10 protein-coding genes are annotated in these 14,857 nt (G+C 41.0%); 9 read left to right on the forward strand and 1 reads right to left on the reverse strand.

Annotation, left to right across the window (positions count from 1 at the left end; genetic code table 11):
* The first annotated feature begins 183 nt into the window (after nt 1–183).
* The 6 genes from GT508_RS12495 (at nt 184) to GT508_RS12520 (ending at nt 9,293) form a co-directional block, all read left to right on the forward strand.
* Complete coding sequence (locus GT508_RS12495; RefSeq protein WP_161144363.1) at nt 184–1,068, forward strand: DMT family transporter; 885 nt, start codon at nt 184–186, stop codon at nt 1,066–1,068.
* A gap of 21 nt (nt 1,069–1,089) precedes the next feature.
* A complete protein-coding gene (gene dtd / locus GT508_RS12500) occupies nt 1,090–1,536 on the forward strand; it encodes a D-aminoacyl-tRNA deacylase (RefSeq protein WP_055284005.1) in 447 nt (148 codons plus the stop codon).
* A gap of 70 nt (nt 1,537–1,606) precedes the next feature.
* Nucleotides 1,607–4,423: a two-component system response regulator gene (locus tag GT508_RS12505; protein ID WP_161144364.1), complete on the forward strand. Its 2,817-nt coding sequence runs from the start codon at nt 1,607–1,609 to the stop codon at nt 4,421–4,423.
* Nucleotides 4,424–4,664: 241 nt separating this feature from the next.
* On the forward strand, nt 4,665–5,165 hold the full coding sequence (locus GT508_RS12510) for a MarR family winged helix-turn-helix transcriptional regulator (RefSeq protein ID WP_243144124.1): 501 nt from the start codon (nt 4,665–4,667) through the stop codon (nt 5,163–5,165).
* 80 nt (nt 5,166–5,245) lie between these two features.
* Nucleotides 5,246–7,492: an ABC transporter ATP-binding protein gene (locus GT508_RS12515; protein ID WP_161144365.1), complete on the forward strand. Its 2,247-nt coding sequence runs from the start codon at nt 5,246–5,248 to the stop codon at nt 7,490–7,492.
* A complete protein-coding gene (locus GT508_RS12520; protein WP_161144366.1) occupies nt 7,479–9,293 on the forward strand; it encodes an ABC transporter ATP-binding protein in 1,815 nt (604 codons plus the stop codon). The genes GT508_RS12515 and GT508_RS12520 overlap by 14 nt, the downstream gene beginning before the upstream one ends.
* A 451-nt stretch (nt 9,294–9,744) precedes the next feature.
* On the opposite strand, the gene GT508_RS12525 is transcribed toward GT508_RS12520, so the two are convergent.
* A complete protein-coding gene (locus GT508_RS12525; protein ID WP_028088325.1) occupies nt 9,745–10,971 on the reverse strand; it encodes an argininosuccinate synthase in 1,227 nt (408 codons plus the stop codon).
* A gap of 453 nt (nt 10,972–11,424) precedes the next feature.
* Between GT508_RS12525 and GT508_RS12530 the strand changes: the two genes are divergently transcribed.
* The 3 genes from GT508_RS12530 to GT508_RS12540 all read left to right on the forward strand — a co-directional run bounded on the left by GT508_RS12530 (nt 11,425) and on the right by GT508_RS12540 (nt 14,763).
* Entirely contained in the window at nt 11,425–12,789 is a 1,365-nt protein-coding gene (locus GT508_RS12530) for an NAD(P)/FAD-dependent oxidoreductase (protein WP_161144367.1), read from the forward strand.
* 263 nt (nt 12,790–13,052) lie between these two features.
* Nucleotides 13,053–13,388, forward strand: coding sequence for a PadR family transcriptional regulator (locus GT508_RS12535; protein ID WP_055284016.1), 336 nt, complete (start codon nt 13,053–13,055; stop codon nt 13,386–13,388).
* On the forward strand, nt 13,381–14,763 hold the full coding sequence (locus tag GT508_RS12540; RefSeq protein ID WP_161144368.1) for a permease prefix domain 1-containing protein: 1,383 nt from the start codon (nt 13,381–13,383) through the stop codon (nt 14,761–14,763). Before GT508_RS12535 ends, GT508_RS12540 begins: the two co-directional genes overlap by 8 nt.
* Nucleotides 14,764–14,857 lie beyond the last annotated feature (94 nt).

Genomic DNA, 14,857 nt, shown 5'->3' on the forward strand with positions numbered 1-14,857 from the left:
AGAGGACTTACTTTTTTATGTTTTTAGTATCCGGTGAAGTGACAGAAATGTCAAGTCAGATTTGTCTGAAAAAAATATATAATTTGAAAATGCTCGAAATATGTCGTATTATAGGCTATAGTATGATAAGATTTTTGTAAAAGAAAATTATATATGTAATTTGTAGTATAGGTGGAAAGTAGAATGAAACTGAAAAATGGGGGCATGCTGTTACTGACAGCATTTATATGGGGAACAGCATTTGTTGCCCAGAGTGTAGGAATGGATTATCTGGGACCTTTTTCTTTTAATGGAATTCGCTGTCTGATAGGAGCGGTTGCACTTTTACCGTGTATCTGGTTTTTGAACAGAATGAATAAAGATACTGAAACGGACTGTTCGGAAAAAGAAAAATCAGGGAAAGATCTGATAACAGGAGGTATTGCATGCGGAGTATTATTATTCACAGCGGGCAGTCTCCAACAGGCTGGGATTCAGTATACCACAGCGGGAAAAGCAGGATTTATTACTGCTTTTTATATCGTGATCGTTCCGGTTCTTGGAATTTTCCTTCATAAAAAAATCAAATGGAAGGTATGGATGGCAGTGTTACTGGCACTTGTCGGATTGTACTTTTTGTGTATTACGGAGTCTTTTTCTATTGGAAAGGGAGATATTCTGGTATTTTTGTGTGCACTTGTTTTTTCTGTGCATATTCTGGTGATTGATCATTTCTCTCCGAAAGTGGATGGTGTGAAGATGTCCTGCATCCAGTTTTTCGTGAGTGGAATTCTGTCATTACCATTTATGTTTGTGCTGGAGACACCAAGACTTGCAGCTGTGGCGGCTGCATGGATGCCGCTTCTGTATGCAGGTGTATTATCCTGTGGTGTTGCATATACATTGCAGATACTTGGACAGAAGAATGTGAATCCGGCGGTAGCATCGCTGATTTTAAGCCTGGAATCCTGTTTTTCAGTACTTGCGGGCTGGATCATACTTGGAGAACGTTTGTCATTCAGAGAATCGTTAGGGTGTATACTGATGTTTCTGGCAATTATACTGGCACAGCTTCCGGATAAAAAATAATGGGTAACAGGAGGAGAGAAAATGCGGTTTGTGATTCAGAGAGTTACAGAAAGCAGCGTAAAAGTGGATGGAAAAGTAATCGGACAGATAGGAAAAGGATTTATGGTCCTGATAGGTGTGGCTGATTCAGATACAAAAGAGATTGCTGATAAGATGGTTAAGAAAATGACTGGATTACGTATTTTTGAGGATGAAGAAGGAAAGACGAATCTTTCACTGGATGCGGTGGGAGGGGAACTCCTTCTGATCTCGCAGTTTACTTTATATGCGAACTGCAAAAAGGGAAACCGGCCAAGTTTTGTCGAAGCAGGGAAACCGGACATGGCAGAAGAACTTTACGAATATATTATCAGTAAGTGCAAAGAACAGATACCGGTAGTAGAACGGGGAATGTTTGGAGCGGATATGAAGGTGAGTCTGGTAAATGACGGACCATTTACAATTGTACTGGATTCAGACAGATTATAGTGATAAAATATAGATTATGATAAGGGAAGTAAAAAAAGCGAACAAATGTTTGGGGGGGGGGGTAAAACGTATGGAAGAACAGAGGAAGAAGATATTAATCGTCGATGATTCAGAAATGAACCGTGAGATTCTGGTGAGTATGCTTGAGGACGAATATGATCTGATACAGGCAGAGGACGGACAGCAGGCGGTTTATATTATGTCAGAACACCATATGGAATTATCCCTGCTGTTATTGGATATGAATATGCCTGTAATGAATGGATATGAAGTGCTGCAGGTTATGAAAGAAAGACTATGGCTGGATCGTATACCGGTTATCAGTATCTCGGCAGATTCCTCTGATGATAATATCGGACGCGCATATAAGCTTGGTGTAAACGATTATTTCTCACGTCCATTTGATGCGGCTGTTGTTTTGAGAAGAGTGCATAACACGATTGCACTGCATGATAAATCCATGGGGAATTTTCAGGATACATTGGGAATGCTGTCAGATTTCTATTATGTAATATTGAAAGTCAACCTGACAACAGACAGTTATCTGATATTGAAAGACGGATTTGATGATCAGAAAAAATATTTCGACAGTTTGACCTCCTTTTCAGCGAGACTACGCGGCTTTGCGGACATGGATTGCATTTATGAAGATGATAAAAAAGAATATCTTGAGTTTTGTAATATAAAACGTCTGAGAAAAGCGTTCGCAGGAGGAAACAGAAAAGAGATGATCCGTTACCGTCGGAAAGTGAAGGATGAACTCAAGTGGGTATCACTTACAATGATATGCAGTGAGGAATACGAAGATGATAATCAGATCGTGATGCTATATGTAAGGGATATTAATGATGACTATCTGAAACAGCTGGATGAAGTCATGAGAAAGACGACGGATTCACTGGGAACGGTGACCGTAAATGTAAGTAAGGGAATGTGTATCTCCTGTGCAGTGAAGAATAAGAATATCGGAATCAGGGGAGAAAAGGAAAATCTGGACGATTACGTAAGAAGAATATCGATGTATGCGATCGGCTGTGAAGACAGAGTAAAAGCGAACCAGTTGTTTGTACAGGAAAATCTACTGAAAGAATTTGCAGCTGGGAGAAAAATTATTTCGCTCGAAACAGTTGCTCAGGGAGATCAGGATGAGAAGATCCGTATGTTCCGCATTACGATAGAGATGATCCGGAACTCTGTGACAGATGACATTGAAGGGGTGCTTTATTTTCAGGACATAACCGAAAGTTATCTGGCAGAAAAAATCCCACAGCTTCTTTACCAGAAGAATTTTGAAAAGGTTGCATTGATCGATGCTCGCAGAAATTTGATCAATATGGAATCGACAGAAGATTTTAATGCATACAGATATCTTCATACGAAGATCGATTATAATACGTATTGCCGGGAGATCTTGGGTACGATGGTTCCGGAGCAGGAAAAAGAGCATCTGAAGAAAAATACAGACATAGAAACGATATGCAGGGAATTGAATCAAAATGGCCGTTATTCCTTTACAGTCCATCAGATCAGTGAGGATGGAGAGATACGCCTGAAAGAGTTTAATTTCATGTATCTGTTCAGAGAACTGGGAATCATTCTGGCTGTGACAGAAGATATTACAGAGCTTTCCGGTACAGATATGCTGACCGGCGGGTACAACAGACGGGGATTCATCCATAATTCGGAAAACATATTCCGGCACTGTGCCGACAGGACCGATTATGCAGTGTTGTACTTTAACGTTCGCAATTTCAAAGCAGTAAATGAGCTTTTTGGAATTGATACTGGTGATAGTGTACTGCGCACAATTTATAAGAATATGCGATCATCCAGCCTGAAGCCATGCGTAGTGGCGAGAGTGGAGGCTGATCAGTTCACCTGTCTGGTAGAGAAAAAGAATCTGGATTTTGATGCGCTTTCCGGACTTTGCGAGTGGAATTTCACAAAGAAGGGAAAGACGATGCACATCTTCTGCGGTTGCGGAATTTTCTTTGTTGAAAATAAAGAAATGAGCATCAATGGTATGATCGACCGTGCGAAGCTTGCAAAAAAATATATTACAGATGAATATGTAAAACCATATAATATCTATGATGCATCGATGAAATCATATTACATCGATCGTGCGGAACTTGCAGGAGAACTCAGAAACGGACTGGCACAGGAACAGTTTAAAGTATATTATCAGCCGGTTGTAGATGCGAAGACCGGAGAGATCCGGTCTGCAGAAGCCCTGATCCGCTGGGTGCATCCAAAGAGAGGGTTCGTATCACCTGCCATATTTATTCCGGCATTAGAAGAGAGTGGTCATATCTCAGAACTGGATTTTTATGTGACAAAAAAAGTATTTGAATTCATGCGGAAGCGATGCGAAGACGGTAAGAAAAATATTCCGATATCAATCAATTTGTCATGGATGGATTTTTATGATGAAAAGATGATGAAATGGATCGAGGAAAATGTAGAGTCGTCTCAGAAGCTTGGAATCAAATCAAGATTTGAGATTACAGAGACATCGTTTGAGGCGATGAAGCAGAACCGCAATAATATCCTGGAATCATTGCAGAAAAAAGGTGCGGTGACACTGCTGGATGATTTTGGAAGCGGATATTCTTCTTATGGTGTACTTCAGGACTATAATTTCGATATTTTAAAGATCGATATGAGTCTGGTACGTCAGATTGAGACAAATCCGAAGTCGAGAAGCATCTTAAAATCTATCATTGCGATGGCTCATGAACTGGGGATGCAGCTGGTGGCAGAAGGAGCAGAGACGGAAGAACAGGTTGTATTCCTGAGGGAAAACGATTGTGATTGTATACAGGGATATTATTATTCCAAGCCGCTTCCGGAAGACGAATTTTTGGAATACCTTGGGGAAAATTAAACGACAGATTAGAATCAGATTTTGAAGATATGAGCTGTGTGAGTGTGAAAACTCTCCGGAAATCTGCGCAAAAGTGTGGATTTCCGGGGATTTTTTTGAGTGTATATTAGTTAGTATTCTAAATAAATAAAATATAAAACAAACAATAAAAATATAAAAAAAATATAAAAACATTGACAATATTGGTGGAAATGACTAATATAATCGTTAGAATTCTAATTAATAAAAGGAGGTGGAGGATTTGGAAAAAGATATGGAAACGTCAACATTTTTTTCCGTATTTCAATTAATGAAATTTATGCAATATCAGTCAATGAAGCGTATGGAAAAAATGGACTTGAAACCAAGTCAGGCGGGAGTCTTGTTTTCGTTGAAACATTGGGGTGAACAGTCGCAGAAACAACTGGCAGAACGTGTCGGCATTACACCGCCATCCATGACTGTTGCGTTACGGAAGATGGAAGAAAAAGGATATGTGACACGAAGACAGGATGAAAAGGATCAAAGAGTGGTGAAAATTCATCTCGCGCCAAAAGGAGAAGAATGTATAGAAGGAATTCAAAGAGTAATTTGTGAAATGGAAGAAATAGTTTATCAGGGAATATCAAGAGAAGAGATACTTCTGATGAAGCGCCTTCTGACAGAAATGAAAAACAATCTGTTGAACTCAAAGGATTTCAAAGGTGTGGATATGGATACAATCATAGAAAAGACATGTCCATCGGCACGTGGGAATTTTTAATAATAGAATATACAGACGGAACTGGATAGGACAGATCCGTTGTATATAAATATGAATGCAGAAAGGAAAGACATAAGAAAATGGGAAAATTATTTAAGTTTCTGAAACCATATGCAGCTGCTGTGGCAGCGATTATCTGCATACTGGTTGTCCAGGCTTATTGTGATCTGTCTTTGCCGACTTACACATCGGATATTGTGAATGTAGGTATCCAGCAGGGCGGCATTGATGAAGCTCTACCTGATACAATTTCCAAAAAAGATCTGAATCATCTGTTACTGCTGGTTCCGTCGGACAGACAGAAAATTGTAAAAAACGCGTATACAGAGTCGGTGGAAAAATACGACTATAATGGTACTGTAATGGAATTAAAAGCTTCTGTGAAAGAAGATAAAAAGAAAGTGGACAGGCTTTCAGAGATTCTTGGAAAGCCGATGCTCATGGCAGCAGGATTTGATTCCGGCAGTGATATGACAAAGAAGATCGAAGAGCAGATGCGGACACAGATGTCTGGAATTCCGAATGTTGATAAGATGGATATCTATGATATGTTGGAGTTTATGGGAGCTGAAGGCAGGAATGCGCTGATCGGACAGATGGATCAGCAGATGGATTCCATGCAGGATTCAATTATTGCCCAGGCAGCAGCGGGGTACATTAAAGACGCTTACACCCATATAGGAATTGATACAGATCAGATCGAAACTACCTATATTTTACATACAGGAGCCAAGATGCTGGCGCTTGCATTCCTCGGAATGGCAGCAAGTATACTGGTCGGACTGCTGGCATCACGTGTCGGTGCAGGTGTCGGACGCAGACTTCGTGAAAATGTATTCCGTAAAGTGGTTGGTTTCTCCAATGCGGAATTTGATAAATTCTCTACGGCATCACTGATTACAAGAAGTACGAATGACATTCAGCAGATCCAATTATTACTTGTTATGATCCTTCGGATGGTTCTGTATGCACCGATTATGGCAATCGGAGGAATCTGGAAAGTCTTTCATACGAATGTCGACATGTCGTGGATCATCGGACTTGCGGTTGCTGTTATTATAGTTATCGTAGGATTCTTATTCCTGGTGGTAATGCCGAAGTTTAAGCTAATCCAGAATCAGGTTGACAAACTGAATCTTGTCAGCCGTGAAATTCTGACAGGACTTTCGGTTATCCGTGCATTTGGTACACAGAAGTACGAGGAAGAACGTTTTGATGATGCAAATAAAGCACTGACAAAGACGAACTTATTTGTAAACCGCGCAATGACATTTATGATGCCGCTTATGATGTTCGTTATGAACAGTATTGCGGTCCTGATCGTATGGGTGGGTGGTCACAGCATCAATGACGGAGCAATGCAGGTTGGTGATATGATGGCATTTATCCAGTATACGATGCAGATTATCATGGCGTTCTTAATGATCTGTATGATCTCGGTTATGCTGCCAAGAGCAGCTGTATCTGCAGGCCGTGTAGACGAAGTACTGACAAGTGAGACTATGATCCATGATCCCAAGAACCCGTCACACATTCCGGAAGAAGGAAAAGGAAAGATTGTATTCGACCATGTATCGTTCCGTTATCCGGGGGCAGAAGAAGATGTCCTGCATGACATTTCCTTTACCGCAGAGCCTGGAAAGACGACGGCATTTATCGGAAGTACCGGGTGTGGTAAGTCTACGCTGGTGAATCTGATTCCGAGATTCTATGATGTTACAGACGGTAAGATTACGATTGACGGAAAAGATATCCGAAATGTATCACAACACGAACTCCGGGAGAAACTGGGATATGTACCGCAGAAAGCTGTATTATTCTCAGGCGATATTGCTTCAAATATCTTATATGGTAATCCGGATGGAAGTGAAGCCGAGATGACAGAGGCAGCAACGATTGCACAGGCAACTGAATTTATTGAGCAAAAGAAGAAAAAGTATAAGAGTACCATTTCCCAGGGAGGATCGAATGTATCCGGAGGTCAGAAACAGAGACTTTCGATTGCAAGAGCGATAGCAAAACATCCGGATGTATATATATTTGATGACAGTTTTTCAGCACTGGATTATAAGACAGATGCAACACTTCGTGCAAAGCTGAAAGAGAAAACATCAGAAAGTACGGTTATGATCGTCGCACAGAGAATCAGTACGATTCTCCATGCAGATCAGATCATTGTGTTAGATGATGGTCAGATCGTCGGAAAAGGTACACATAAAGAACTGCTTAAGAACTGTGAAGCATATTATCAGATCGCATCTTCACAATTATCAGAGAATGAATTAGAAGAAGATCTTAAGGAGGTGGAATTATATGCCAAGAGGTAGAGGACATGGACCGAGAATGTCCAATGAAAAGGCAAAAGATTTTAAAGGCACGATGAAAAAGCTGATGGCATATTTGAGCGCATATAAGATTGGAATATTTTTTGTGATTGTATTTGCCATCGGAAGTACGATATTTAATATCGTAGGACCGAAGATACTTGGAAAAGCAACGACCGAGATATTTAAAGGTCTGGTCAGAAAAGTATCCGGCGGAGCTGGGATCGATTTTGACAAGATCGCACATATTGTACTGACTCTGTTATGCCTGTATCTGACAAGTGCAGTGTTTTCATTCGTACAGGGGTATATCATGACAGGAGTATCACAGAAGCTGACTTATCGTCTGAGAAAAGAAATCTCAGAAAAAATCAATCGCCTGCCGATGAATTATTTTGATAAACAGACACATGGAGAGGTGTTATCCCGTATCACAAATGATATAGATACCTTAAGCCAGAGCCTGAACCAGAGTGCAACGCAGGTGATCACATCGGTGACAACGATCATAGGTGTGCTGATCATGATGCTCAGTATCAGTCCGTTGATGACATTGGTAGCACTTCTGATTCTTCCGGTTTCAATGGGACTGATTTCTATGATCGTAAAACGTTCGCAGAAGTATTTCATGAGCCAGCAGGAGTATCTGGGCCATGTAAACGGACAGGTAGAAGAAATCTATGGCGGTCATAGTATCATCAAAGCATTCAATAAAGAGGAGGATGTAATCGCTACATTCAAGCGGGACAATGATATTTTATATACTTCTGCATGGAAATCGCAGTTTCTTTCCGGAATGATGATGCCAATCATGCAGTTTGTCGGAAATCTTGGTTATGTCGGAGAAGTTATCCTGGGCGGTTATCTTGCTATGAAAGGAAGAATCCAGGTTGGTGATATCCAGTCTTTTATCCAGTATGTAAGAAGCTTTACGCAGCCGATCCAGCAGGTTGCGCAGGTGGCAAACATGTTACAGTCCACAGCTGCAGCATCTGAGCGTGTCTTCGAATTCCTTGAGGAGGCGGAAGAAGACCAGACAGTGGAACATCCGGCATGTATTGATGAAATGGAAGGAAGCGTAAGCTTCGAACATGTTCATTTCGGATATAATCCGGATCACACGATCATCAATGATTTCAGTGTGGATGTAAAGCCGGGACAGAAGGTTGCGATTGTAGGACCTACCGGTGCAGGGAAGACGACGATCATCAAATTACTGATGCGTTTTTATGATGTTGGAAGTGGTTCGATCAAGGTGGACGGGCATGATGTCCGTGACTTTAACCGCGATGATCTGAGAAAAATGTTCGGAATGGTATTACAGGATACCTGGCTGTTCAAAGGAAGTATCGAAGATAATATCCGTTATGGACGGCTGGATGCAACGCATGAAGAGGTAGTGGAGGCTGCAAAGGCAGCACGTGCACACCGTTTTATACAGACCCTTCCGGGTGGTTATCAGATGGAGTTAAATGAAGAAGCAAGTAATGTGTCACAGGGACAGAAGCAGCTTCTGACAATTGCAAGAGCAATGCTTGCAGATCCTAAGATACTGATCCTTGATGAGGCGACAAGTTCGGTAGATACAAGAACCGAAATTCAGATCCAGAAGGCAATGGATCAGTTGATGAAAGGAAGAACCAGCTTTGTGATCGCACATAGACTGTCAACAATACGTGATGCAGATATGATTCTGGTTATGAAAGACGGAGATATCGTAGAACAGGGAAATCATGAAGAACTTCTTGCACAGAATGGATTCTATGCTGAACTGTATAATTCGCAGTTTCAAAGAAGTGCATAAAAACAGGATCATTGCGTTAAAGATTACGGAATCCTTAAAGAGAAATAAGGCGCTGTCAGAAGAAAATCTGACAACGCCTTTTGAATATGCACGGAAACATGCCGGAAATAATCCGGATCGTTCTGCATTCATAACGTTTAGAGGGCAAAAAAGCGTATGTTACTATGCAAGGAAATATACGGTCAATATCCATTGCATGAAATAAACGAATAAAAATCAGAACGGGAAGATCCGGATTCTTTTAAAGAAAAATGAAAGTGTGTAAAAAAACTGCTACCTGACAGCCTTTTTACCTGTTTAAAATGAATGTTTTAAAGTAATTAAATTATATCATAAATATACAAAAAATATATAAAAATATACAAATAAAAAACAAAGCAACGAAATGTGGCGTGAAAAAGAAGCACATATCTGTTCATGCATACCAGGTTTCGTTGCTTTGTTGTAAAATTTATTTCTGATTCTTATTTACGTTCTGCAGCTTCATTGCACGAACTTTCAGCGGAAGTCCGAACAGGTTGATGAATCCACTAGCATCATGATGATCATACAGATCACCGGTTGTAAAGCTTGCAAGAGACTCGCTGTACAGAGAGTACGGAGAAGTGGTTCCGGCTTTTGTGATCGTTCCTTTGTACAGTTTGAACTTCACTTCACCTGTTACATATTCCTGTGTGCTTTCAACGAAAGCCTGGATTGCCTCACGCAGTGGTGTGAACCATTTTCCTTCGTATACAATCTGGGCAAGCTTGTCAGCCATTTCTTTCTTCACTTCTGCTGTAGCACGGTCAAGAATAAGTTCCTCTAACTGCTGGTGAGCGGCATACAGGATTGTTCCGCCAGGTGTCTCGTATACGCCGCGGGACTTCATACCTACAACACGGTTTTCAACAATGTCGATGATTCCGATACCGTGTTTTCCGCCAAGTTCATTCAGCTTGCGGATGATATCAGATACTTTCATTTCTTCGCCATTGATACTCTTAGGCACACCTTTTTCAAAAGTCATAGTAACATATTCTGCTTTGTCAGGAGCTTTTTCCGGTGTGGTAGACATTACCAGAAGGTCATCGTAGTTAGGTTCATTGGAAGGATCTTCCAGTTCCAGGCCTTCATGGCTGATATGCCATAAGTTACGGTCACGGCTATAACTGTGCTTTGCGTCGAATGGGAGGTCGATTCCGTGTGCTTTACAGTAATCAATCTCGTCTTCACGTGACTGCATGGTCCAGATATCTGTCATTCTCCAAGGAGCAATGATTTTGATGTCCGGAGCAAGTGCTGTGATACCAAGTTCAAAACGGATCTGGTCATTTCCTTTACCGGTAGCACCGTGGCAGATGGCAACAGCATTTTCTTTCCGTGCAATCTCCACGAGACGTTTTGCGATTGCAGGACGGGCCATGGAAGTTCCGAGAAGATATTCATCTTCGTATACGGCATGTGCCTGAACGCAAGGTACAATGTAGTTATCAGCAAAATCATCTACGATATCTTCGATATATAATTTGGCTGCGCCGGAAAGCTTTGCTCTTTCTTCCAGTCCATCCAGTTCTTCCCCCTGACCACAGTCGATACAGCAGCAGATAACATCATAGTTAAATGTCTCTTTCAGCCATGGGATAATTGCTGTGGTATCAAGACCACCTGAGTATGCTAATACAACTTTTTCTTTCATATTATATATCCTCCTACATGAAATATAGTTTTATCAATCGCTTTAAAATAATCTTCTCGTATACAGCCGGAAAAGTCAAGTCTTTCTTTTAACAGTGTGCGCTTGCGGCTGCAAGGAATACTATACACCTAATTTTATAAATATGCAAGAAAAAACGAGAAAAAAGTTGGAAAACATGCAAATTAATGCATAAAAATAACAAAAAGATGCATAGAATAAGCGGGGAAGGATAGATGCGGAAAGGAGAATCTGTCTGTTGGGAAACATTACAAAAATGCAGAGATATATACTGTGAACAATCTTTAAAAATCTATGGAAAAAGCTTGACGAAATGTGAATGTCAACGTAGAATATAGCCGGCACTTTACTTACAAATAGTATAATTAGAAACAAGAATAAATATAAAACCGGAAGAAAGGTTTATATATATGTCATGAGAAGGAGAAGATACTTATGAATTATGATGTGATCATTATTGGAGCAGGTCCGGGAGGGATTTTTGCGGCGTATGAGCTGATGAAAAAGAAGCCGGAATGTAAGATTGCCGTGTTTGAAGAGGGATATCCGCTTGAAGAGAGAAAATGTCCGATTGATGGGGAAAAAATTAAGAGCTGTATCAATTGTAAACGATGTTCGATCATGTGCGGCTTCGGGGGAGCAGGAGCATTTTCTGATGGGAAATATAATATTACCAATGATTTCGGGGGAACATTGTTCGAATATATCGGGAAGAAACAGGCAGTAGAACTGATGAAGTATGTAGATGAAATCAACATGGAAAACGGTGGGGAAGGAACAAAACTCTATTCGACAGCCGGAACCAAATTCAAGAAGCTTTGTCTGCAGAACAAGCTGAATCTTCTCGATGCATCGGTACGTCATCTTGGAACAGATATCAACTATGTGGTGCTTCAGAATCTGTATGACCAGATGAAAGATCATATAGATTTCTATTTTGATACACCGGTAGAGACGATCGAAATAATTGAAAACGGTTACAAAGTGGTGTGTGAAAAAGGAAACTATGAATGTGAAAAATGCATCGTTTCTGTAGGACGAAGCGGAAGTAAATGGATGGAGAAAGTGTGTAAAGAGCTGGAGATTCCTACTAAATCTAACCGTGTAGATATCGGAGTCCGTGTAGAACTTCCGGCAGTTATCTTCTCGCATCTGACAGATGAACTCTACGAAAGTAAGATTGTATATCGTACAGAGAAGTTCGAAGATAATGTCCGCACATTCTGCATGAATCCAAATGGAATTGTCGTAAATGAGAATACCAACGGAATCATCACGGTAAACGGACACAGCTATGAAGGCAATGAGAAGAAGACAGACAATACGAACTTTGCATTGCTGGTTGCAAAACATTTCTCAGAACCGTTCAAAGACAGCAACGGTTATGGGGAAAGTATCGCAAGACTTTCCAATATGCTTGGCGGTGGTGTTATTGTACAGCGCTTCGGTGATCTGGTACGTGGAAGAAGAAGTACAGAGAAGCGTATTGAAGAAGGCCTTGTAACACCAACCTTATCTGCAACACCCGGAGACTTAAGCCTTGTACTTCCAAAACGAATCCTGGATGGTATCGTGGAGATGATTTATGCGCTGGATAAAGTAGCACCTGGAACGGCGAATGATGACACGCTTCTTTACGGTGTGGAAGTGAAATTTTATAATATGGAAGTAGACATCGATGAGAATCTCGAAAGCTGTCATAAAGGTCTGTATGTGATCGGAGATGGAAGTGGAGTGACACATTCTCTTTCTCATGCATCGGCAAGCGGTGTATATGTAGCAAGACACATCATTGGATAGCCAATGGGGACGGGGAAAGTGGCTCTGACCAGTGAAAACGGAGAAATAAAAAGAAATGTCGGTTTCGGTAAAAGCAAGCCGGAACTGACGTTTCTTTTTATTATATCTTCGAAAGAGGCTGACAGAAAAAAGAATATAAAAAGATTCTGAAATAAAATAACAGGAATCATATTGACATATATAGGTAATCGATATAATATGTAGATAACCGATACAATATGTAGATGATCTATATGTTATGCATGGAAAGGAGAAGAAAAAAGATGGCAGTAGATAAAAGCCTGGTTTCGGGAAGTACAACGATGCTGGTATTAAAATTATTAGAAGAAAAGGATATGTATGGGTATGAAATGATTGATACCCTGCGCGGCAAGTCAAAGAATGTATTTGAATTGAAGGCGGGAACCCTGTACCCTCTCCTGCATGGACTGGAGGAGAAAGGATTCGTGGAAGCATATGAAAAAGAAGCAGTCGGAAAGATCCGGAAGTATTACCACATTACAAGAGCAGGCAAAAAGGAATTAAAGAGAAAATCAGAAGAGTGGAAAGAATATTCACAGGCGGTTCTGGATGTGATGGGTGGTGTGTGCTTTGGATAGGAGAAGATATATACAGACGGTAACAGACCAGATTCGCTGTAAACGCGCACTTCCACTAGTGACCAAAGAACTGGAAGATCATATCGAAGACCAGAAGTGCGATTATATGACAGAAGGAATGGAACCTTCAGAGGCGGAAGAGGCAGCGGTTCTGGAGATGGGCGATCCGGTAGAAGTAGGAATCGAGATGGACCGGATTCACAGACCCAAAATGGCATGGAAAATGATCGGTCTTATTGCAGTTCTGAATCTGGCAGGAATTCTTCTGATGTACTGTCTGAGAACAAGTGCCCTTGCAGATGTGGGAAATAATCCGGGAGAGGTAGAAGGGATTACTTCGGGGATTGGCGGCAATATTGATTATCTGAAAAATATTGTGTGGACATTTGCAGGGCTGGCTTGTATGATCGGAATCTGTTATGTTGATTACAGCTGGATCGGAAAATATGCAAAGCGGCTGGCAGGCATATGGATCGTAGTAATGGGACTGGGTATATTCATTGGAGCGGTGTATATCAACGGATCGGTATACGGAATTCCGCTTTTTTTCGGTATGGCATTACCGTTACGGCCGCTGTTATATCTGATCATACCGCTATATGCAGCAGTATTATATAGCATGCGAAGCAAAAAAACAGGATGTGTCGGTATCGCAAAGGCCATATTGTGGCAGGTGCTTCCGATATGGCTCATTTTACGTATTCCGAATCTGTCGATGGCAGTTAGTGTAGAATTTACATTTCTGATCTTGTTATCAATAGCAGTCTGGAAAGACTGGTTTGAAGTGAATAGAAAAAGAACGCTGATCACCATGTGGAGTCTGGTAATCCTGCTTCCGGCAGCAGGGATGACATTAATGATTAAAATGGGATATGTAAGAGCTTACCAGTCGGCAAGACTGTCGGCATTCATTCATCCGGAAGGCAATGATGCAGGAAGCTTATGTGGCACAATAAGAAATATGATCTCAGGGGCACATTTTACAGGACGTGGAGATTGTGAAAAGATATGGTTTTTTAACAGTGATTATATGCTGACATTTATTATACATTATTATGGAATACTGGCGGCAGTGTTGGCGATTGCTGTCATAGGCGCTGTCCTGATCTGGTTTCTGCAAAAGACCGGACACCAGAAAAACCAACTTGGCATGATCATGGGAACCGGATGCGTGGTGGTCCTGTTTACTCAGTTCATCGGATATGTAGTGGAGAATCTGGGCTGTTTTCCGCTTTCGAATAATTACTGCCCTTTCCTGACTGCAGGAGGAAGCGGAATTATGATAAGTTATATAATGTTTGGAATATTGCTTAGTATATATAGGTATCAGAATGTGCTGGTTGAGACGGAAGTGAAGAAGAAAATTGGGATTTAATTTATTAACGGGAAAGCGGCCTCTCGATCCTTGAAGAAAACAGTATAAAGTGGTTCTGGTTCAGGTTCCATGCTCTAAGAAAAACTAAGAGAGC

Origin of the sequence: Dorea sp. BIOML-A1 (assembly GCF_009875615.1) — a bacterium.
Lineage (GTDB): Bacteria > Bacillota > Clostridia > Lachnospirales > Lachnospiraceae > Dorea_A > Dorea_A amylophila.

What these genes read in the sequence shown, in the direction of transcription:
- GT508_RS12520 (WP_161144366.1), top strand. Translation starts at nt 7,479, where the DNA reads ATGCCAAGAGGTAGAGGACATGGACCGAGAATGTCCAATGAAAAGGCA.
- GT508_RS12530 (WP_161144367.1), top strand. Translation starts at nt 11,425, where the DNA reads ATGAATTATGATGTGATCATTATTGGAGCAGGTCCGGGAGGGATTTTT.
- dtd (WP_055284005.1), top strand. Translation starts at nt 1,090, where the DNA reads ATGCGGTTTGTGATTCAGAGAGTTACAGAAAGCAGCGTAAAAGTGGAT.
- GT508_RS12495 (WP_161144363.1), top strand. Translation starts at nt 184, where the DNA reads ATGAAACTGAAAAATGGGGGCATGCTGTTACTGACAGCATTTATATGG.
- GT508_RS12515 (WP_161144365.1), top strand. Translation starts at nt 5,246, where the DNA reads ATGGGAAAATTATTTAAGTTTCTGAAACCATATGCAGCTGCTGTGGCA.
- GT508_RS12505 (WP_161144364.1), top strand. Translation starts at nt 1,607, where the DNA reads ATGGAAGAACAGAGGAAGAAGATATTAATCGTCGATGATTCAGAAATG.
- GT508_RS12525 (WP_028088325.1), bottom strand. Translation starts at nt 10,971, where the DNA reads ATGAAAGAAAAAGTTGTATTAGCATACTCAGGTGGTCTTGATACCACA.
- GT508_RS12535 (WP_055284016.1), top strand. Translation starts at nt 13,053, where the DNA reads ATGGCAGTAGATAAAAGCCTGGTTTCGGGAAGTACAACGATGCTGGTA.